The organism is Myceligenerans xiligouense (assembly GCF_003814695.1).
GTDB classification, from domain to species: domain Bacteria; phylum Actinomycetota; class Actinomycetes; order Actinomycetales; family Cellulomonadaceae; genus Myceligenerans; species Myceligenerans xiligouense.
In genome coordinates this window covers 555,587-575,745 of record NZ_RKQZ01000001.1, presented here as the reverse complement: position 1 = coordinate 575,745, position 20,159 = coordinate 555,587, and the positions used below count along the sequence as shown (strand labels likewise).

Here is a 20,159-nt window from a genome sequence, read left to right as displayed (position 1 = left end):
ATGGTGAGTGAAAGTTGTCGTCTCAGCGTGCGGTGCGGGCCGATCCGGAACGGCGCCGGACTCGACGGGTCGCCACGACGACGAGGACCACGACGACGAGAGCCAGGCCCGCGGCCGCGATCCAGGGTGCGAGGTCCGAGAGGAACCGCTGGACGGCCGCGGCCGCCTCGACCACCGGGTCCGCTCCGGCTCCCGCGTGCAGGACGCGCAGTTCCCAGAAGCCGTACCAGGCCACGTACAGGCCCGCGAGCAGCAGGAGCACACCACCCGCACGCGGGAGCCACCCGCCGGCCCGCCGCGCGCGGGTGATCAGGCCGTCCCGCGCGAGCGCGACCCCGACGGCGGCCGTCCCCACCATCAGGCCCATCGCACCGGCGTAGGTGAGGAACAGCAGCACGCCGGCCGCCGGGGACTCCACGCGGAACGCGGTCACCACCACCGCGAGGAAGGGGGCGACGGTGCAGCCCAGCGACGCGATCGCGTACGACGCGCCGAACCCGGTCATCGACCCGAAGCCCGCCGTCGGTGCGCCCTGCCTGCCCGGCCGCCGGCCGGTCGTGAACGACGGCAGGCTGCGACCCGCCAGCAGCCACCCGCCCGCCACCGCGACCACCAGCCCGAGCACCACCGTGAACGCGGGCAGATAGGCCTGGACCGCGGCCGCGACCGGCGCCACCGCCAGGCCGAACACGAGAAACACCCCGGCGAACCCGAGCGTCAGCGCCAGCGTCGCCCGCAGCGCACGCCCCACGGCGGCGGACCGCGACCGGTGCTCCCCCAGCACGAACAGCGACAGGTACGCCGGCAGGAGCGCGAACCCGCAGGGATTCACCGCGGCCACCACTCCCGCGCCGCAGGCCACGGCGAAGGCGTCAGCGCCGGGCACCTCAGCCCGCCAGGTCCGCGACGAGGTCTTCGAGGGCGCCGTCGTCCAGGTAGCCGTCCGCGACGATCTCCCCGTTCTCGTCGATCACCGCGAAAGTCGACTGCGCGGTGACGCCGAACTTCTGCCAGACCACGCCGTCGACGTCGATCAGGTGGGTGACGTGCGGGATCTCCTCGGCCAGCTCGCGGATCTCGGCGTCGGACGCCAGGCCGCCCGCGCCGATGAACTCCACCTCGCCGTCGTGCTCCTCCGCGAGGCCGGTCACGGTCGGGATCTGGGCCCGGCAGGTGGGGCACCACGGCGCCCAGAACCACAGCACGGTCGGGGTCCCCGCGACGGAGGCACCCTCGAACGTGCCGCCCTCCAGCGTCTCGGCGGAGAAGTCCCAGGCGGTGGCGTCGACCCGCGTTTCCGCGCCGGAGCCGGCGGCGTCGCCGGTCTCCTGGTCGGCGCCGTCCTGGTCGGCCCCGGTGCCGCCGGGGGCGTCCGTGGCGGCCCCGGCGTCCGCGCTCGACCCGGTGTCGTCGCCCGCCTCCGGGCCTGCCGTGGTCCCGGCGGCGCAGCCGGCGAGGAACAGGGCGCCGGCGATCAAGGGAGTGAGTATCCGTCGCATGGGACCAGTGTCCGCCCGGAATCGCCGTTCTTCCGGTGAGGAGCCCTTACGGTCTTGTGACGTCGCCCGGCCGGGGCGGAAGGCTCGGCCTCAGCGGCCGACCGGAGGGTCTCAGCCGGCCGACCGCAGGTCCTTCAGGGCCTCGTGGATGCCGCGGTGGAAGGTCGGGTAGGCGTAGATCATGGATTCCAGCTCGGTGATCGGGACGCGCGCGTGGACCGCGACCGACAGGGCGCCCAGGACCTCGCCGCCGTGCGGCCCGGCGGCCGTGGCGCCGACGAGCCGGCCCGCGTCGACGTCGGCGACCAGCTTGACGAAGCCGTCGTTGCCGGCCTTGTGCAGCCAGCCGCGCGTCGTGGAGGAGGCCCGCTGGATCCCTGTCGCGACCGTGAGTCCCGCCTCGCGGGCCGCGGCCTCGGTGAGCCCGACGACGCCGACCTCGGGGTCGGTGAACGTCACCCGGGGAAGAGCGCGGTGGTCCGCGGCCGGGCCGTCCTCGCCGAGGATCTCCCGCACCACGATGTCGGCGTGGTACGTGGCCACGTGGGTGAACGCGCCCTTGCCGGCGGCGTCGCCGATCGCCCACACGCGGTCGGCGATCCGGAGGCGGTCGTCGACCAGGTCGCCACGCGGCGGGGCGCCGAGCGCGGAGCGGGTCTCGGGGGCCAGGCGTGGTCGGCGCCCGGTGGCGACCAGGAGCTTCTCGGCGTGCAGGTCGCCGGGTACGCCGTCGGCGGTCACGGCGAAGCCGCTGCCGTCGTCGTACGTGACGCGCGTGACCGGGGAGCCGGTGTGCACGGTGAGGCCCTCGCGCACCAGGACGTCCTCGATCAGCTCCGAGGACTCCGGCTCGTCCATGGGCAGGATGCGGTCCGCCGCCTCGACCACGGTGACCTTCACCCCGAACCGCGCGTAGACCTGGCCGATCTCCAGCCCGATCGCGCCCCCGCCGAGCACGATCAGCGACGCGGGGAGTTCCTCGGCCTCGATCGCGCCGTGGTTGGTCCAGAACGGGGTCTCGGCGAGGCCGTCGATGGGCGGGACCACGGGTTCGGTCCCCGTGGCGAGGACCAGACCGCGCGAGGCGGTGTACTCGGTGTCGCCCACCCGCACCCGGTCCGGCCCGAGGATCTCCGCGTGTCCTCGGACGAAGCGCCCGCCCGCGTCGGTGAAGCGGTCGACGGCGATCGTGTCGTCCCAGTCGGCGGTCGCCTCCTCCCGGATCCGCCGGGCCACCGGGGCCCAGTCCGGCGTCACCGTCGCGCTCCCGGCCATCCCGGGGATCCGCCGCGCCTCGGCGAGCAGGTTCCCGGCCCGGACCATCATCTTGGACGGGATGCAGCCCCAGTAGGGGCATTCGCCGCCGACCAGGGTGTCCTCGATCCCGACCACGTCCACGCCGGCCTTCGCGAGCGCGCCGCCCACCGCCTCCCCGGCGACCCCCAGCCCGACGACGACGACCTCTGCCTGCTCGGTGCTCATCTGTGCATCCTCTCCTCGCGACGTCATGGGGGCGCTACCGGCGGCGGAGCGGACTCCGCCCGGCCCTGTTCCCGGTCCGTCCCGGCACGGTTCCGGCCGCCGGCCGGCGACTGCCACCCACCGGCTGCGATCAGCGTAGACCCGTCGGTCGGCGACGGCCCGGCGCACTCCGCTCCGCCGTCGGGGCCCCAGGCGTCGTCCACGGCGTTCCGGGCGTGGGCGAACGCGCGCAAGGAGACATGCCACCGCGGCGATGAGTTCCGGCACCGTTCGTCGTCGAACCCCGCATGGGAATCATCACCGCCGACATCGCCGTCTCCGCCGACCTCGTCTCCGCGGGCCACGACCAGTCCCTGGAGCACCCGTTCGGGAAGGCCGCGGGCCAGCGCCTGCACACCTGGATGTTCGAGCACGGGGACGGCCACCGTGCCGAGATCGAGGCGGTCCTCGACGCCGGCGCGTTCATCATGGGCCGCAACATGTTCACGCCCGGGCGCGGGGAGTGGGACCCCGGCTGGCGGGGCTGGTGGGGCGAGGAGCCGCCGTACCACGCGCCGGTCTTCGTCCTCACCCACCACGAGCGCGAGCCGCTGGAGCTGACCGGCACCACGTTCCACTTCGTCACCGGCGGGATCGAGGCCGCGCTCGACCGGGCACGGGCCGCGGCGGGGGACCGGAACGTGTCGATCGCCGGTGGCGCCACCACCCTGAACGAGTACCTCGCCGCGGGGTATGTCGACGAGCTACGCCTGCACGTCGTGCCGTTCACGCTCGGCGACGGGACGCGGGTGTTCGACGGCGTGCCGCCCATCGAGTTCGCGGAGTCCGGCGTGCGGCACACGCCGGAGGTCACGCACCTGACGCTGCGGCGCTGAAACCCGGACGCCTCCTCCCCGTCGCCTCCACCAAAGGTCGGAGGCCGATTTCCGACCTCCGCCAGTCGTGCGGCACGGGGTGCGACGACGACGCTGGGTGCACTCGAAACGAAGCCCTGCACAGGGCCGGGAGCACTCAGGAGGACGTATGCACACCGCCACCACGGACCGCCGTCGGGCACCACGGACCGGACCACCCCTCGCGGCCCGCGTGGCCGCCGGACTCGCCGCCGCCGCGCTCGTCGTGACGACGGCCGCCTGCGCCGGCGCCGAGCCCGACGAGCCCGGTGCCGGGTCCGGCACGGCGTCCGGCGTCACCACCGCCCAGGAACTGACCGCGCGGGACGTGGACGCGTGGCTCGACCGGACGCTGCCCGGGGCGCTGGAGGCCAACGGGATCGCCGGGGCGTCGGTCGCCGTCGTGCACGACGGCGAGGTGGTCACCACCCGGGGCTTCGGGCAGGCAGACACCGGCGCCGACGGCGGCGCGCCGGCCGACGCGACCGCCGACACCCTGTTCCGGCCCGGATCGGTGTCCAAGATCTTCACCGCCACGGCCGTCATGCAGCTCGTGGAGCAGGGGGACGTGGACCTGGACGCCGACGTGTCCGAGTACCTCGACTTCGAGATCGACCGGAACTTCGACGCCCCCGTCACCCTGCGGCACCTGCTCTCGCACACCCCGGGCTTCGAGGAGCGCATCGCCGGCCTGATCGGCTCGGGCGACGAGCCCGCGGACCTCCGGCAGGCCCTCGTGACCGACCCGCCCGAGCAGGTCTACGCCCCCGGGACCACCCCGGCGTACTCCAACTACGGCAACGCCCTGGCCGGGTACGTCGTGGAGCGGGTCAGCGGGGAACCGTTCGAGGACTACCTCGACCGTCACGTCTTCGAGCCGCTGGGGATGGAGTCGTCCACGTTCCGCCAGCCGCTTCCGCCGGCGCTGCGGGACAGGGTCTCGCAGGGGTACGACGACGCCTCCGGCCCGGCCGGGCCGTTCGAGATCGTGGGGACCCCGCCGGCCGGCGCCCTCACGTCCTCCGCGAACGACATGGCGCGGTTCATGCTCGCGCAGCTCGGCACGGCGCCGGAGCAGGACCTGCTGCTGCGCGACGAGACCCGGGAGCAGATGTACTCGCCCGCGCTGACCGAGGCGGAGCTCGGCAGCTTCGCCGGCGCCCAGCGCATGACCCTCGGCCTCTTCCAGGAGGACCGGAACGGCCATCGCATCGTGGGCCACGGGGGCGACACCAACTACTTCCACTCCCACCTGCAGCTCTACCCGGACGACGGCGCCGGGATCTACGTCTCGGTGAACAGCGGCGGGCTCGACCCCGCGGCGACCCACGCACTGCGCGCCGACCTGATGGAGGACTTCGCCGACCGGTACTTCCCCGCGGCGGGCGACGGCGGGACGGCCACCACGGCGGACGGCACCGGCGGGACGACCTCCACCGCGGACGGCGGCACCGCCGCCCAGCGGGAGAACGCCGAACGGCTGGCCGGGACGTACGTCTCCGCGCGCGGCTTCCACAGCACCTTCCTCTCCGCACTCGGCCCGCTGATGACCTACGAGCTCAGCGCGCGCGACGACGGCCGCCTGGCGATGAGCCCCGACCCGGGCACCCTGCGGCCCAACGTCTACGAGCAGGTCGGCGACGACGTCTGGCGAGAGGTGGACGGCGAGCGCCGGATCGCGGTCCGGACCGAGGCCGGGCAGGTCACCGGCATCACGCATGACGCCGCCTTCACGCTCCTGCCGCTCGATGCCGAACGCCGGGCGGGCCTCCCGATCCTCGCCGGCGCGACCGTCGTGCTCCTGCTCGGTCTCCTGGCCTGGCCCGCCGGCGCGGTCTGGCGCCGGATCCGCAAGCGTCCGGCGCCGGCGCGCGACGGGCGCGTCTGGCGAGGGCTGACCCGCGTGGGCGTGGCGAGCGCGCTGCTCGCCGTGGCCGGCTGGGCGGTGGTGGTACTGACCGTGATGGGCCTGGCGGAGGTGCCGCCGGTGGCGATCCGCGGCGTGCAGGTGCTCCAGGTGGTCGGTGCGCTCGGCATGGTCCCGGCGATCGTGCTGCTGGTCGGGGAGATCCGGCGCCGGGCCGGCTGGCGCCGGATCGCGGGGACGACGGCGGTGATCCTGGCCCTGTCGGCGGTCACGAACTTCGCGATCATGTTCCAGTTCCTGTCCCCCGACATCTCGTACTGAGACAGGATGAGTCCCGTGCAGTCATCCCCCGAGGCGCGCCGGACGCGCCGCCAGGACGCCGTGCTGGCCGCCGCCGTCACCGTGGTCACGCTCGGAGTGGTCGTGCTCGAGGTGCGGCTCATCCGCACCGATCCGTCGGTCGCCCTGTCCGACGCCCAGGCGTGGGCGCTCGGCGTCCTGTCGTGCGCCCAGGCCGTGCTCCTGGTGGGGCTCCGGTCGCGACCGGTGGTGACCCTGGCGGCCGTCGCGGCGTGCCAGGTGGTGCTGGTCGCCGCCGTGCCGGATATCGCGGCGCACGGGATCGCGCTCCTGATCGCGGCGTACACGGTGGGGGCGCACCGGCCCGTCCGGGCCGTCCTGGGGGTGGCCGTCCCCGCCGTGCTGCTGGAGGCGGTGACGGCCGCCGCGGCGGCATGGGGCCGGCCGGACGCGTGGACGATCGTCGGGAGCCAGGCGGGGTCGGCGGCGCTGGCCTACGGGGGCGCCGCGTTCGTCGGCAGCTACGTCGCGAGCCGCCGGCGCGAGCGCGAGCTGGAGCGGCTGAGCGCGCGGGCCCAGATCGCGGCGCAGCGTGAGCGTGCCGAGACAGCGGTGGCGGCGGAGCGCGGCCGCATCGCCCGCGAGCTGCACGACGTCGCCGCCCACCACCTGTCGGGCATGATCGTCCAGGCGGCCGCCGTCGACCGGCTCATCGGCCGGGACGACGACGCCGCCCGCTCCGGGGCGGCCTGGATCCGCTCGCAGGGCAAGGCGACCCTGGAGAACCTCCGGCAGGTGGTGGGGCTGCTGCGGGACGACGCGGGGGTCGACGGGAACGCCCCGGTCCCGGGCCTGGAGGCGCTGGAGACGCTGGTGGAGGAGGCCCGGCGGACCGGCACCGACGTCGTGCTCGAACGGACGGGCGGGGCCGTGCGGCTCCCCCCGATCGCGGACATCTCGTGCTACCGGGTCGTCCAGCAGGCACTGACCAACGTGCGGCAGCACGCGCCGGGGGCGGCTGCGCGGGTCCGGCTCACGTACGGTCCTCGGGACGTGGAGCTCGAGGTGGTGAACGGTCCGGCCGCCCGCGCCCCCGCGAAACTGGCGGGCGGGGGCGGGTCGGGCCTGATCGGCATGCGGGAACGCGCGGGCCTGATCGGCGCCGACCTGGCTGCCGGTCCGGCCGACGACGGCGGCTGGCGGGTGCGGCTGCGGCTCCCGGTCTCGCCCGACGACGGCCGGGTGGGCGCCGGGCACATCGAGACGGGAGATCCGAGATGATCAGGACGCTGCTCGTGGACGACCAGGCGGTGGTGCGCGCCGGTTACCGGGTGCTGCTGGAGGACGCCGGTGACATCGAGGTGGTCGGGGAGGCGTCGAACGGGCCGGCCGCGGTCCGGGAGGCCGCCCGCCTGCGGCCCGACGTGGTCTGCATGGACGTGCGCATGCCGGGCGGCGACGGGATCGCGGCGACGCGGCAGCTCCGCACCGTCGCCGACCCGGCCGCTCCCGTGGGCGGCGCCTCGGCTCCCGCGGTACTCGTGGTGACCACCTTCGACCTCGACGACTACGTGTTCGGAGCCCTCGAGGCCGGCGCGAGCGGGTTCCTGCTCAAGGACTGCGAGCCGGAGGAACTGGTCACGGCCGTCAGGAGGCTCGCCGCGGGCGAGGGCATGGTGGACCAGGCCGTGACCCGGCGGGTCATCACCGAGTTCGCCCGGCGCACGAGGAGGGCAGCGCCCGAGCCGGGGGCGGCCGCCGCGCTCACCGAGCGCGAGACCGAGATCGTGCGCCTCCTGGCGAGCGGCATGTCGAACGCCGAGATCGCGCGTGAGCTGTTCGTGGAGACGAGCACGGTGAAGTCCCACCTGGGCCGCGCCATGACGAAGATCGGTACCCGCGACCGCGTGCAGACGGTGGTGTGGGCCTACCGGCACGGCCTCGCCGAGCTCTGACGCCGGCCGCGGCGCGGCGGAGCCGGGTCAGCGCTCCAGGCGCCGCTCCAGTCCGTCGAGCATGACGTCGAGGCCGAACTCGAACTCGTCCTGGTCGTCGCACCAGCCGAGCGTCGTGGACGCCTCGTGGGAGAGGTGCTGTGCCATCCGCGCGAGGAAGGGCATCGCCTCGGCCATCGCGGCCATGTCGGCGAGCGCCGCCTCCTCGTCCAGGTCGGTCTCGGTCACCGCGGGCGCCTCGGGTTCGAAGAGCTCGGGCGAGAAGCCCAGGGCGCGCGGGCCGAACGCGTGCAGGGCGTGGTGGATGGTGTCGAGCGTGAACCCGCCGTCCGCCATGATCGCCCCGAACTCGTCGAAGTAGCGCATCAGCGCGGGGCCCATCGTGCCGTGGGAGCTGATCAGGGCCGGCGCCCACCGGTGCCGGAGCAGGGTGGCCCGGGCGGTCAGGATGCGGCGGCGCAGGTTGGTGCGCCAGTCGGCCGGGTCCTCGGGCGCGGGGAGCGCGTCGCAGGCGTCGTTGATCTCGGCGACGACGACCTCGACGAGGGAGTCGAGCAGGTCGTTCTTGCCGGAGACGTGCCGGTACAGCGCCATCGCCTCGACGCCGAGCAGGTCGGCGACGGACCGCATGGTGATGCCCTTGAGCCCGTCCCGGTCGGCGACCTGCACGGCGGCCGCCTGCACGCGGGCGCGGTTCAGGGGACGACGCCGGTTCTGTGTCTCGGTCACGTTCGCATTGTCTCCGACGGTTCACCCTCTCCGGGGCTTGTGGCGGGCCCCGTTTACAAGGTAAACATGTTTACAAGATAAACTTCGACTGGAGGACCGGATCGTCATGACCAGTACCGCCCCACCGGGCACCATCACCTCTCCGGTACCCGCCGCTCCCCGCGACGCGGCCGTGATCGCGGGCACGGCGACACTCGTCATGGCGGTCGCGGGCATCGGCGCCAACAGCATCGTTCTGGGGGTGACCGGCTCCGGCGTCCCCGGGACCGCCCAGCGGATCGGCGACGGCCAGACGCTTCTCGGCCTGGCGGTCACGGCGTTCCTGGTCGTCGCGGTGCTCGACATCGTGCTGGCCTGGGCCGTGTGGCGGTTCTTCGGCAGCACCCACCGCGAGCTGCCGGCGCTGGCCGCCTGGCTCCGCGTCGCCTACGCGGCGGTCCTCGTGACCGCCGTCGGACATCTCGCCACGGCGCTCGACGTCACCACGGGACCTGGTTCCGACGATGCCGCGGCGCACGCGGCACTCACGCAGTTCGAGGTGACCTGGCAGCTCGGCCTGGTGGTGTTCGCGGGACATCTCGCGGCGCTCGGCCTCATCGTGCTGCGCGACCGTGCCACGCCGTCGCTCCTCGGCATCGTTCTGCTCGTGGCCGGGTTCGCGTACGCGGCCGACGGCATCGCCCGCCTCTTCGTGCCCGACAACGCCGTCCTCCTGGCCGTGCTCACCGGAGTCCTGGTGGCCAGCTCCGTGCTGGGCGAGGTGGCGCTGGGCGTCTGGTTCCTCGTGCGCGGGGGGCGGTCGCGATGAGCGTGGTCCTCGTGGCCCTCGGTGTGATCGCCGGGACGGCCCTGCTCCTGCTCGCCACGGCGATCGCGTTCCTGGTGGTCGGCATCCGTACGCAGAACCCACGCATCCTCGGGGTGGTGCGCCGGTTCAACCGGTCGGTCACCAACCGCGCCCAGCTGCGCACCGCCGGCAAGAAGGGCGCCGCGATGGGGCTGCTGCACCACCGCGGGCGCACGAGTGGCCGTGCGTACGTCACCCCGATCGGGCCCAGCCCCGAGCCGGGCGGGTTCGCCGTCGTCCTGCCCTACGGGCCCGACACGGACTGGCTCCGCAACCTCCGCGCCGCCGGGTCGGGGGTCCTGCGGTTCGACGGCAGGACCTATCGCGTGGACCGGCCGGAGGTGGTGCCGATCGGCGAGACGGTCCTCGTCGAGCGGGAGGCGGCGACGATCCGCTTCTTCAAGGTCGAGAACGCGCTCCGGCTGCGCGCGACCGAGTTTCCGGGAGAGTCCGTTCCGGACTCGTGAGCCGGAAGGGCTCCCGGCCCGCCGCCTGCCCGGGCGCCGAGCGGCGTCGGCCCCGGGTCCCGCGGCCCCGATGGCAGGGCTGCGTCGCTGCCAGCATCCTGGGAGTACGGGCGGGAGTGCGGGCGGACGGACGGGAGACCGGTGGACGAGCAGAGCCTGATGATGCTGGCGCTGATCACGCTCGCCGCGGTGGTCGCGCCGTTCCTCGCGGACCGGGTCGAGCCGCGGCTGAAGGTGCCGTCGGTGGTCTTCGAGATCCTGCTGGGGGTCCTGCTCGGGCCCGCGCTCCTCGACCTGGTGGAGAAGACCGACGTCGTCGACGCGCTGAGCGACCTCGGGCTCGCGTTCCTCCTGTTCCTGGCGGGGTACGAGATCGAGGTCGGGCGCGTCGTCGGCGGGCCGCTGCGGCGGGCGACCTGGAGCTGGCTGGTCTCGCTCGGGATGGGCCTGGCCCTCGGGCTCGCCGTCGGCGGGACGGACACGGGCCTGGTGGTGGGGCTCGCACTGACCACCACCGCGCTCGGCGTCGTCCTCCCGCTCGTTCGCGACGCCGGCCTCAGTGGCACGCGCTTCGGTGACGGCGTGCTCGCCGTGGGGACCATCGGGGAGTTCGGCCCGATCCTCGCCATCGCCTTCGTCCTCAGCGGTCAGCGGCCGGGCCACACGCTCGCCGTGCTCGCCGTGTTCGCGGCGCTCGCCCTGGCCGGGGCATGGCTCGCCCGCCAGCCCCGCCATCCCCGGCTGGGGCACCTCGTCGCGGCCACGCTCGGGACGAGCTCCCAGGTCGCCGTGCGGCTCTGCGTCTTCCTGGTGATCGGCCTGTTCGCGATCACCGAGTGGCTCGGGCTCGACCCGGTGCTCGGCGCGTTCACGGCAGGCCTGCTGGTGCGCGTCTTCCTTCACTCGAGCGACCCCGCCGAGGCGCAGATCGTCGGATCCCGGCTCGAGGGCATCGGGTTCGGCTTCCTCATCCCGATCTTCTACGTCGTCACCGGGGTCGCGCTGGACGTCCCGTCGCTGGTCTCCGACCCGGCCGTGCTCGTGACCGTGCCGGTCTTCCTCGTGCTCCTCCTGGTGGTGCGCGGCCTTCCCACCTTCCTCTTCCACCGGCGGGAGCTCGGCGGGCGGGAGGCGCTCGCCCTGTCCACCATGGCGTCGACCGCCCTGCCCCTGATCGTGGTGATCACGACGGCGGGCGTGTCGAACGGCGCGCTCGACGAGGCCCAGGCGGCGGCCCTGGTGTGCTCGGGCGTGCTGTCGGTGCTGCTGTTCCCGGCCCTCGCGGAACGGATCGGTGACATCCGCCCACCGAACCGACCGTCGGCCGAACCGTCGCTCGAAGAGAACGATCAGCTCTAGCCCAAAAACTCCCTGGCCCCGACCCCGACCCGCAGTCCCGACTCGATACAGGTCGTCGAACCGCAGGGACACGCCGACCAACGGACTCGACGTCGGCGTGTCCCTGCGGTTCGACGACCGGGAACGGCATATCACTGCGGTTCGACGACGGGCCTCCCGCACGATCTCCTAGGGTTCTCACCATGGACGACGACATCGTGGCCCAGCTCCCCGCGGTACCCACCCCACGCCAGACCAGCCGCGCGCTCGCCCGTGCCGAGCGCGGCGCCGCACTGGACGTCGAGGAGACCACCGCGCTGCTCGCCGCCACCGGCGAGGATCTGGACCGGCTGTGCGCGGTCGCGGCGCGGGTCCGCGACGCCGGCCTCGTGGAAGCGGGACGCCCCGGTACGACGACGTACTCGCCCAAGGTCTTCATCCCCGTCACCCGCCTGTGCCGCGACCGCTGCCACTACTGCACCTTCGTGGAGACGCCCGGCCAGGCCGCGCGCGAGGGCCGCGAGCCGTACCTGTCGCCCGACGAGATCGTCGCCATCGCCGCCGAGGGCGCGAAGCTGGGCTGCCTCGAAGCGCTCTTCACGCTCGGCGACCGCCCCGAGGACCGCTGGCCCGAGGCCCGGCAGTGGCTCGACTCGCGCGGCTACGACTCCACCCTCGCCTACGTGCGCGCGATGGCGGTGCGGGTCCTGGAGGAGACCGGCCTCCTCCCCCACCTCAACCCCGGCGTCATGAGCTGGGAGGAGATGAACCGCCTCAAGCCCGTGTCCCCGTCCATGGGGATGATGCTGGAGACCACGTCCCGGCGGCTGTACGAGACGAAGGGCCTGGCGCACCACGGCTCGCCCGACAAGGACCCCGAGGTGCGGCTCCGCGTGCTGGAGGACGCCGGACGGCTCTCGATCCCGTTCACGTCCGGCCTGCTGGTCGGCATCGGCGAGACGCTCGCCGAGCGCGCCGAGACGATCTTCGCGCTGCGCGCCACCGCCCGCCGCTACGGCGCGCTCCAGGAGATCATCGTCCAGAACTTCCGCGCCAAGCCCGACACCGCGATGCGGCACCGCGACGACCTCCCCCTCGACGAGTACCGCGCCGCCATCGCGGTCACCCGGATCGTGCTCGGCCCGAAGGCCCGCATCCAGGCCCCGCCGAACCTGGTCGACCTCGCCGAGTGCACGGCCCTGCTGGACGCCGGCATCGACGACTGGGGCGGCGTCTCGCCCCTCACCCCCGACCACGTGAACCCGGAACGCCCCTGGCCGTCGCTGGACCGCCTCCGCGAGACCGTCGAGGGCCACGGCTTCACCCTGCGCCCGCGCCTCACCGTCCACCCGCGGTACGTCCTGCAGGGCGAGCCGTGGCTCGACCCGCGCATCAGCACCCACGTCGCGGCCCTCGCCGACAACGACGGCCTGGCGCGCCCGGGCGTGAAGCCTGCCGGACTCCCGTGGCAGGAACCGGACGGTGGTTTCGTCGCGGCAGGTCGCACGGACCTGCACGCCACGGTCGACACCGAGGGCCGGACGGCAGACCGCCGCACGGACTTCGACGCGGTCTACGGCGACTGGCAGGGCCTACGAGACGAGGTGGCGCGCCGAAACGAGACTGCCCAGCCCGCCGACCACGCCATTCTGCCCGGTGGTCGCGCTGCCACCGGGCAGAATGGCGTGGTCGAACAGAATGGCGTGGTCGACGGCGCCGACGGCGCAGGGCGGGCGGCGACGTCCGCGGCGGCGATCAGTCCCGAGGGGAAGGCCGCGCTGGCGGCGGCCGAGCGGGATCCCGCCGGGCTCACGGACGAGCAGGCGCTGACGCTGATGACGGCCGAGGGCGAGTTGCTCGAGCGGGTCGCGTCGCTCGCCGACCACCTGCGGCGCGACGTCGTCGGCGACGACGTCACCTACGTGGTGAACCGGAACATCAACTTCACCAACGTCTGCTACGTGGGCTGCCGGTTCTGCGCGTTCGCCCAGCGCCGCACCGACGCCGACGCCTACTCGCTGTCCCTCGACCAGGTCGCCGACCGGGCCGAGGAGGCCCGGGGGCTCGGCGCCACCGAGGTGTGCATGCAGGGCGGCATCGACCCGCAGCTCCCCGCCACCGGCTACTTCGACCTCGTGAGCGCGATCAAGCAACGTGTGCCGGACATGCACGTGCACGCGTTCAGCCCGATGGAGATCGTCAACGGCGCCTCGCGCACGGGCCTGAGCTTCGAGGACTTCCTCATCAAGGCCCGCGAGTCCGGCCTGGACACCATCCCCGGCACCGCCGCCGAGATCCTGGACGACGACGTGCGCTGGATCCTCACGAAGGGCAAACTGCCGACGAGCACGTGGATCGACGTCGTGTCCACGGCGCACCGGGTCGGGCTCCGGTCCAGCTCCACGATGATGTACGGGCACGTCGACCACCCGCGCCACTGGGTCAAGCACCTGCGCGTCATCTCCCGCATCCAGGACGAGACCGGCGGGTTCACCGAGTTCGTGCCGCTGCCGTTCGTGCACAACAGCTCGCCGATCTACCTCGCCGGCGTCGCCCGCCCCGGTCCGACCGCCCGCGACAACCTTGCCGTCCACGCCATGGCCCGGATCATGCTGCACGGCCGCATCGACAACATCCAGACGAGCTGGGTGAAGCTCGGGGTCGAGGGCACACGCGGCATGCTGCGGGCCGGGGTGAACGACCTGGGCGGCACGCTGATGGAGGAGACGATCTCCCGGATGGCGGGCTCGGAGCACGGCTCGGCCAAGACGGTCGCGGAGCTGGAGGAGATCGCCGCGGGGATCGGCCGCCCGGTCCGTCAGCGCACCACGACGTACGGCCGACCCTGACGGCATCCCCGCCCGGGTCATTCACTGGGGCATCGCGCCGTCGGCCGGCCGCGTGGTCGGTCCGTCGTCCGTGCGGTCGGTCCGTCGGAGCACCGACCGCACGGACAACGGACCGACCACATCTCATGTTGCCGTTCTGCCTATGGCCGGCCGACCCGCACCCCGTCGACGTAGAACTCCAGCTCGGCGCTCTTCTCGGGCCAGAAGCAGACCAGGCCGGCGAGCCGCACCGACTCCGGCAGCGGGGTCGTGTACCCCCAGACGATGTCCGTGAGCTCCGTGCCCCCGGCGCTGAGGGACCAGTACGACGCCTCTCCCTTGTAGGGGCAGTGGCTCGTGGTGTCCGTGGGGGTCAGCAGGTCCATCCGCACGTCGACGCGCGGCAGGTAGTAGCGGGGAACGAGCCCGGTCTCGGTCAGGACGACCGGCCGGTGCGACTCGGCGACGACCTCCCCGCCCACGACGACGCGGACGTGCCGGCTGGACGGCAGCGCGTCGGTCCGCACGTACGGGCTGCGCGCGTGCGTGTGCAGCACCTCGTCCTCCTCGAGCCAGGTGTCGAAGGCCGACCAGGTCAGAACGAACGCGTCGCGCATGGCCTCGACCGGGGCCTGCGGGTAGCGCCGCGCCGCCCCGGGGAGCGTGCGGTCACCGACCACGACGTCGAACAGCTCACTGGGGCCGAGGGCCTTGGACCGCGGACTCCGCGACGCCGTCGGACGCACCTCGACCTCCAGGTCCTCGGGCGCGAAGAAGTACTGCGGATAGTAGGAGTGTTCCCAGACCAGCAGGGGCGCGGTGGCGTCGGCGACGAGCTCGCCCTCGCTGAAGGCGCGGATCCTGGTCCGGCCCCGCTGCACCGTTCCTGGGGCGATCACGAACGGGTTCTCGACGATCTCGGGCATTTCTGTCACCTCTCGCTGGGGCCAGATCACGGGCCGGTGCGTCCCGACCACAGGACGCCCCACTCTCGCAACCCGGCAGAGCGTCAGGGTTGTTCCGTCGTGCGGCACTTCTGTCACCGTCACCGTCACCGTCGACGTCGGGCCCGGCGCCCTGCGGACCTACGATGACCCCATGTCCGACATCCCCATCGCCGTCATCGGTCCCGGCGCGATCGGCGGCCTCGTCGCCGCGATGCTCCAGCAGGCCGGGCACGACGTCGTCGTCGTCGCGCGCGACAGGACCGCCGCGCAGATCGCCGGCCACGGTCTCGACATCGAGACCGACAGGTTCGGCACCTGGCATGCGCCGCTCGCCGCGGCCACCACGGTGCCCGATGGTGCGCGCGTGGTCGTCGCGGTCAAGGCGGAAGGCGTCGTCGCCGCCGCCGAACAGCTCGCCGGCGCCCGCCCCGTCGAGGTGCTCTCCCTGCTCAACGGGCTCGATCATCTCGACGTGCTGCGCTCGGCGCTGCCCGGCGTCCGCGTGGTCGGCGGCACCATCGCGGGTGAGACGCTCCGCACCGGCACGGGCGAGGCCGGCCCACCGCGGGTCCGGCACCGTGGCGACCTGCTACGAGTGGTCGTGCCCGACGACGCCGACGGGCTCGGCGTCGTGGCCGCCCTGCGCGACACACCCATCGAGGTCCTGAGCGGCGGCACCGACGCGGAGGTGCTGTGGAGGAAGCTCCGGTTCCTCGCGCCGCTCGCGGTGCTGACGTCCGCCTGGTCCACCGGTATCGGGGACGCCCTGGCGCGTGATGCCCAGGTCACCTCCGGCCTGCTCGCCGAGATCGCTGCCGTCGCCACCGCGGAGGGCGTGCCGACCACGGGCGCGGAGCTGCGCGGCATCCTGGACGGCTTCCCGGCGTCGATGCGGTCCTCCCTGCAGGCCGACATCGAGGCCGGACGGACGGGCGAGCTCGATGCCATCGGCGGCGCCGTGCAGCGCCGTGCCGTGATGCACGGCATCGACACGCCGGTGCTGGACGACCTCGTCACCAGGATCGGCGCGCGCCTCCCCGACCGGGACTGACCGGCCCGGACGCAGAGAGCACGGACCGATACCGGGACCCCTGCCGAACGAACCGCCCTACCAGGCCAGCTGCCCGAACTCGTCCTGGAAGGTCCCCGTCGGCCCGTCCGCGTCGAGGGTGGCCAGCCGCACGACGACCGCGGCGCTCTCCTCAGGAGCCCGGCCGATACCGAACGCCGCCGTCATGTCGGTGGCGGTGGTGCCGGGTTCCAGCGCGTTGAACCTGATGCCGGGGTGCGCCTTGGCGTACTGGACCGTGAGCATGGTGGCTGCCGCCTTGGAGGCGGCGTAGAGCGGGACGGGCAGGTGGTACTCGGGCCGGTCCGGGTTGTTCACCGCCCAGAAGGACCCCGCGCTGCTCGACAGGTTGACCACGGTCGGGTGGGAGGACTTGCGAAGCAGGGGCAGCGCGGCCTCCGTGACCCGCACGATCCCGACCGCGTTGGTGTCGAAGACGCGCAGCGCGGTCGGTCCGTCGAGGGCCTCGCTCCCGAGCACGCCGGCGTTGTTCACGAGAACGTCGAGCCGGCCCTCGTCCGCCTCGATCGTCGCGAACGCCTCGCTCACCGACGCGTCGTCGGTCACGTCGAGCCGCACGAACCGGGCGCCGAGCGTGGCCGCGGCCCTCTCGCCGCGCCCGGTGTCGCGCGCCCCGAGATAGACGGTGTGGCCGAGTGCCAGAAGCTGCCGGGCCGTCTCGAACCCGATGCCCTTGTTGGCCCCGGTGATCAGCGTGATGGTCATGGTCCAGTCCTTCGTCTCGAAATATGCGGCTCGGGTGAGCCGTTGGGAACGCTATGCGCCTTCTCCCGCCCGGCCCAGAGCCCTCTCCAGCCCGGGGTGCGTCAGGACCCCCTCCACGCGCCGCGAAGCACCCGGTGCCGGCCGCATGAGCGGGAGGACGAACGCCCTCGGCTCCTACCTGCGCGCGCGCCGCGGGCTGGTGACGCCGGAGCAGGCAGGTCTCCCCGACGCGGGCGTGCGGCGGGTTCCCGGTCTCCGCCGGGAGGAGGTCGCCATGCTCGCCGGCATCAGCGCCGACTACTACCTGCGGCTGGAACGCGGCCGCGACCGGAACCCCTCCGTACAGGTCCTGGAATCGCTCGCCCGGGTGCTGCGGCTCGACGACGACCATTTCGCCCACCTGCTGACGCTGGTCGCGGACGCGCCCCGGCGACCCCGCCGGCGGCCTCCGGAGGAGACCCCGCCGGCAGGCGCGCTCAAGCTGCTGGACTCCCTCGTCCAGCCCGCGTTCATCGAGGGCCGGTACTTCGACGTCCTGGCCTCGAACGCGCTCGCCCGGGCGCTCGACCCGCGCCTCGTCGCCGGCGGCAACCAGTTGCGAGACCTGTTCCTGGACCCGTCCGAACAGGCGCTCCACCCGGAATGGCGGAACGTCGCGGAGTGCTTCGTCGCCAACCTGCGCCAGGCGGCCGGCAACGACGTCGACGACCCCCGCCTCGTCGCGCTCATCAACGAGCTCTCGCGGGTGAGCCCGTACTTCCGTCGGCTCTGGGCACGCCACGAGGTGCGCGGGCAGCGCGGGACGCCCCTCCGCATCGACCATCCGCGGCTCGGTGAGCTGACCCTCAACCGGGAACGTCTGAGCATCGGCGGGGCCGAGGACCTGATGCTCGTCGTGTACCACCCCGACGCCGGGTCCGGCGACGCGGCCAAGCTCGCCCGGCTGGCGTCCACGGAGCTGCCGGCGCCGGCATAGTGCACCGTGCACCGTGCACCGTGCACCGTGCACCGTGCACCGTGCACGCGAGGATCACGCGCGCGGCCCGATCGTGCCGGCCACGGGCCGCGGGAGTAGTACCAGTGGGGTAGCCAGGTGTCATCGTCAGGGCGATTCGCGCGGCCCGTTCCTCGGTGAGGGTTGACGACACCAGGATCTCCGGCCACACGAGAGAGGTGCCGACGTGGCATCCCCACTGATCTCCGTCAGCAATCTGCGCAAGACCTACGGTTCCGGCCCGAGCGCCTTCGAGGCGCTCAAAGGGCTGGACCTGGACATCATCGAGGGTGAGTCCCTCGCGATCGTCGGCAGGAGCGGGTCGGGCAAGTCGACCTTGATGCATCTGCTCGCCCTGCTCGACCGGCCCACCGCCGGGACGATCACCCTGGACGGGACCGACACGTCCCGGCTGTCGGCCAGGCAGCTCAACCGGACCCGCAACAGCACGTTCGGGTTCGTCTTCCAGCAGTTCTTCCTCAACGCCCAGGCCGGCGTGCTGGACAACGTGACCCTCCCGCTGAAGATCGCCGGGGTGCCGCGCCGCGAGCGCGTCGCGCGCGGCATGGCCGCCCTCGCTCAGCTCGAGCTCGACGACAAGGCGGGCAACACGGCCAACAACCTGTCGGGCGGGCAGAAGCAGCGGGTCGTCATCGCCCGGGCGCTGATCAACCGGCCGCGCGTGATCTTCGCCGACGAGCCGACCGGGAACCTCGACACGGCGACCGGGGGCGTCGTGGAGGACATCCTCTTCGACCTCAACCGGCGCCAGGGCATCAATCTGGTCGTCGTCACGCACGACGAGGACCTCGCCTCGCGGTGCGACCGCAGCATCTACCTCCGGGACGGCCTGATCGCCGCGTACGAGGAGGTCGCGGCATGAGGGGCAGCGACATCGTCGGGACGGCGTTCCGCAACGCCTTCCGGGCCAGGCTGCGGACGAGCCTGACCGTGCTGGCGATCTTCATCGGCGCGTTCACGCTGTCCGTGACCAACGGCCTGGGCACGGGGATCAACCAGTACATCGACGACACGGTGGCCTCCGTCGGCGTCGACGACGTCATGACGGTCACCAAGGCCGGCGAGTCCGAGCCGGCCGACAGCGGCCCGGCCGAGTTCGACCCCGACCAGATCGAGGCCGACGGACCGCCCGGGACGACGGCGGTGGCCCTCACCGACGACGACATCGACACCATCGCCGGCATCGACGGCGTGCTGGACGTCGAGCCGGTCAAGGACGTCGCCGTCGACTACGTCCGGTACGACGGCGGAGACCGGTACCAGATCGCCGTCTCCCAGTTCGTGCCCGGGATGGAGGTCGAACTCGCCGCCGGCGAGCAGGTCGACCTGGACGCGGCGGAGCCCGAGCTCGTGCTGCCGGAGGACTACCTGGAGCCGCTGGAGCTCGGCAGCGCCGAGGACGCACCGGGGCAGACGGTCGTGCTGGCCGTCACGGACGGCACCGGAGCGCGGGCGACCACCGGGGCGACCGTCGTCGGCGTGGCCGAGCCCGGTGTCATCAGCATGTCCGGCGCGATCCCGAACGAAGCGCTCACCGAGGCCCTCCACGACCTGCAGTCCGCGGGAGCTCCCGAGTCGCAGAGCACCCGCTACGGGCAGGCATCCGTCTGGTTCGACGCCGGTGCGGGCGAGGAGCAGACCCAGGCCCTCCAGGACCGCCTGGCCGACGCCGGGTACACCGCCGCCACGCTGGAGGAACAGCTCGGCACGATCACGTCCGTCATCGACGCCATCGTGCTCGTGCTGAACGGATTCGCCGTGATCGCGCTGGTCGCCGCGGGCATCGGCATCGTGAACACGCTCTTCATGGCCGTGCAGGAACGCACCCGCGAGGTCGGGCTGATGAAGGCGATGGGCCTGTCGAACGCCCGCGTCTTCTCCCTGTTCAGCATCGAGGCGGTCGTCATCGGTCTGGCCGGCAGCGCACTGGGGGTGCTCGCCGCGATCGGCGTCGGGCAGCTCGTCGGCGGCGTGTCCGGCGACCTCCTGGCCGACCTTCCCGGGCTGACACTCCTCGCGTTCGAACCGGCCACCGTGGCGGGCGTGGTACTGGGCGTCATGGGCATCGCGTTCCTCGCCGGCACCCTCCCCGCCCTGCGGGCGTCGAGGCAGGATCCGATCTCCTCGCTACGGTACGAGTAGTGGGATCAGCCGGCGCACCGGCCGTGCTCGTCCCGCCCAGGGCGGGCACGGCCCG

The 20,159-nt window shown here is 73.1% G+C and carries 18 protein-coding genes; 12 read left to right on the top strand and 6 right to left on the bottom strand.

The window, feature by feature from the left end; translation table 11 throughout:
- Positions 1-22: 22 nt before the first annotated feature.
- The 3 genes from EDD34_RS02510 to EDD34_RS02500 all read right to left on the bottom strand — a co-directional run bounded on the left by EDD34_RS02510 (position 23) and on the right by EDD34_RS02500 (position 2,981).
- Complete coding sequence (locus EDD34_RS02510; protein ID WP_123813165.1) at positions 23-886, bottom strand: cytochrome c biogenesis CcdA family protein; 864 nt, start codon at positions 884-886, stop codon at positions 23-25.
- Between the two features lies 1 nt (position 887).
- Entirely contained in the window at positions 888-1,499 is a 612-nt protein-coding gene (locus EDD34_RS02505; protein WP_123813164.1) for a TlpA family protein disulfide reductase, read from the bottom strand.
- A gap of 111 nt (positions 1,500-1,610) precedes the next feature.
- On the bottom strand, positions 1,611-2,981 hold the full coding sequence (locus EDD34_RS02500) for a dihydrolipoyl dehydrogenase family protein (RefSeq protein WP_123813163.1): 1,371 nt from the start codon (positions 2,979-2,981) through the stop codon (positions 1,611-1,613).
- A 287-nt stretch (positions 2,982-3,268) separates the two neighbouring features.
- Here EDD34_RS02500 and EDD34_RS02495 point away from each other — a divergent pair, with 287 nt between their 5' ends.
- The 4 genes from EDD34_RS02495 to EDD34_RS02480 all read left to right on the top strand — a co-directional run bounded on the left by EDD34_RS02495 (position 3,269) and on the right by EDD34_RS02480 (position 7,996).
- Positions 3,269-3,856, top strand: a complete 588-nt coding sequence (locus EDD34_RS02495; protein ID WP_123813162.1) for a dihydrofolate reductase family protein — start codon at positions 3,269-3,271, stop codon at positions 3,854-3,856.
- 148 nt (positions 3,857-4,004) lie between these two features.
- On the top strand, positions 4,005-6,062 hold the full coding sequence (locus EDD34_RS02490) for a serine hydrolase domain-containing protein (RefSeq protein WP_123813161.1): 2,058 nt from the start codon (positions 4,005-4,007) through the stop codon (positions 6,060-6,062).
- A 15-nt stretch (positions 6,063-6,077) separates the two neighbouring features.
- Positions 6,078-7,322: a sensor histidine kinase gene (locus EDD34_RS02485; protein WP_123813160.1), complete on the top strand. Its 1,245-nt coding sequence runs from the start codon at positions 6,078-6,080 to the stop codon at positions 7,320-7,322.
- Complete coding sequence (locus tag EDD34_RS02480; protein WP_123813159.1) at positions 7,319-7,996, top strand: response regulator; 678 nt, start codon at positions 7,319-7,321, stop codon at positions 7,994-7,996. Before EDD34_RS02485 ends, EDD34_RS02480 begins: the two co-directional genes overlap by 4 nt.
- 27 nt (positions 7,997-8,023) lie before the next feature.
- On the opposite strand, the gene EDD34_RS02475 is transcribed toward EDD34_RS02480, so the two are convergent.
- Positions 8,024-8,725 carry a TetR/AcrR family transcriptional regulator gene (locus tag EDD34_RS02475; RefSeq protein WP_246012148.1) on the bottom strand — a complete coding sequence of 234 codons (702 nt, stop codon included), beginning with the start codon at positions 8,723-8,725 and terminating at the stop codon, positions 8,024-8,026.
- A gap of 106 nt (positions 8,726-8,831) precedes the next feature.
- Here EDD34_RS02475 and EDD34_RS02470 point away from each other — a divergent pair, with 106 nt between their 5' ends.
- The 4 genes from EDD34_RS02470 (at position 8,832) to EDD34_RS02455 (ending at position 14,226) form a co-directional block, all read left to right on the top strand.
- On the top strand, positions 8,832-9,533 hold the full coding sequence (locus EDD34_RS02470; protein WP_123813158.1) for a DUF4386 domain-containing protein: 702 nt from the start codon (positions 8,832-8,834) through the stop codon (positions 9,531-9,533).
- Positions 9,530-10,039 (top strand): nitroreductase family deazaflavin-dependent oxidoreductase, encoded by a 510-nt coding sequence (locus EDD34_RS02465; protein WP_123813157.1) that lies wholly within the window; start codon positions 9,530-9,532, stop codon positions 10,037-10,039. The genes EDD34_RS02470 and EDD34_RS02465 overlap by 4 nt, the downstream gene beginning before the upstream one ends.
- A 141-nt stretch (positions 10,040-10,180) precedes the next feature.
- A complete protein-coding gene (locus EDD34_RS02460; RefSeq protein ID WP_211341474.1) occupies positions 10,181-11,398 on the top strand; it encodes a cation:proton antiporter in 1,218 nt (405 codons plus the stop codon).
- 182 nt (positions 11,399-11,580) lie between these two features.
- Positions 11,581-14,226 carry a bifunctional FO biosynthesis protein CofGH gene (locus EDD34_RS02455; protein WP_123813156.1) on the top strand — a complete coding sequence of 882 codons (2,646 nt, stop codon included), beginning with the start codon at positions 11,581-11,583 and terminating at the stop codon, positions 14,224-14,226.
- 140 nt (positions 14,227-14,366) lie between these two features.
- On the opposite strand, the gene EDD34_RS02450 is transcribed toward EDD34_RS02455, so the two are convergent.
- Positions 14,367-15,131: a DUF427 domain-containing protein gene (locus tag EDD34_RS02450; RefSeq protein WP_123813155.1), complete on the bottom strand. Its 765-nt coding sequence runs from the start codon at positions 15,129-15,131 to the stop codon at positions 14,367-14,369.
- 172 nt (positions 15,132-15,303) lie between these two features.
- Between EDD34_RS02450 and EDD34_RS02445 the strand changes: the two genes are divergently transcribed.
- Positions 15,304-16,203 (top strand): ketopantoate reductase family protein, encoded by a 900-nt coding sequence (locus EDD34_RS02445; protein WP_123813154.1) that lies wholly within the window; start codon positions 15,304-15,306, stop codon positions 16,201-16,203.
- A 57-nt stretch (positions 16,204-16,260) separates the two neighbouring features.
- Here EDD34_RS02445 and EDD34_RS02440 read toward each other — a convergent pair whose 3' ends face one another.
- A complete protein-coding gene (locus EDD34_RS02440; protein WP_123813153.1) occupies positions 16,261-16,947 on the bottom strand; it encodes an SDR family NAD(P)-dependent oxidoreductase in 687 nt (228 codons plus the stop codon).
- A 145-nt stretch (positions 16,948-17,092) separates the two neighbouring features.
- On the opposite strand from EDD34_RS02440, the gene EDD34_RS02435 reads away from it, so the two are divergent.
- The 3 genes from EDD34_RS02435 to EDD34_RS02425 all read left to right on the top strand — a co-directional run bounded on the left by EDD34_RS02435 (position 17,093) and on the right by EDD34_RS02425 (position 20,104).
- Positions 17,093-17,923 carry a helix-turn-helix domain-containing protein gene (locus EDD34_RS02435; protein WP_123813152.1) on the top strand — a complete coding sequence of 277 codons (831 nt, stop codon included), beginning with the start codon at positions 17,093-17,095 and terminating at the stop codon, positions 17,921-17,923.
- Between the two features lie 205 nt (positions 17,924-18,128).
- Positions 18,129-18,824, top strand: a complete 696-nt coding sequence (locus tag EDD34_RS02430; protein ID WP_246012147.1) for an ABC transporter ATP-binding protein — start codon at positions 18,129-18,131, stop codon at positions 18,822-18,824.
- Positions 18,821-20,104, top strand: coding sequence for an ABC transporter permease (locus EDD34_RS02425; RefSeq protein ID WP_123813151.1), 1,284 nt, complete (start codon positions 18,821-18,823; stop codon positions 20,102-20,104). Before EDD34_RS02430 ends, EDD34_RS02425 begins: the two co-directional genes overlap by 4 nt.
- The last annotated feature ends 55 nt before the right edge of the window (positions 20,105-20,159 follow it).